At 60.6% G+C, this 340-nt stretch carries 1 pseudogene; it reads left to right on the forward strand.

The window, feature by feature from the left end:
- A pseudogene (locus tag L692_RS33290) lies at positions 1-340 on the forward strand (ATP-dependent helicase HrpB); the annotation flags it as partial.

The raw sequence follows: 340 nt of genomic DNA on the forward strand, positions 1-340 counted from the left end.
GGAGCATCACGCGGACCTTATGACAGAGCTGGCCGAAGTATACTGGGATGATGACAGCAAGAGCGTCAAAGCTCGCCGCAAGGCGATGCTCGGGGAGCTGACGCTTAAGGAGTCCGGTCATGAACGGCCTTCGCCCGAGGAAGCGGCCAGAGTTCTGATGGGGGTGGTTTCCGGGGAGGGACTGAGCCAGCTTCCTTGGGACAAGGGAACCCTGCAACTGAGAGAACGCCTGGCATTCATGCACCGTATAGACCCAGCCTGGCCCGACGTGTCGGATGACGGACTCACAGGCAGCATGGAAGAATGGCTGCTTCCCTTTCTGCACGGCTGCCGCAGCCTG

Origin of the sequence: Paenibacillus forsythiae T98, assembly GCF_000520735.1 — a bacterium.
GTDB classification, from domain to species: Bacteria; Bacillota; Bacilli; order Paenibacillales; family Paenibacillaceae; genus Paenibacillus_AQ; species Paenibacillus_AQ forsythiae.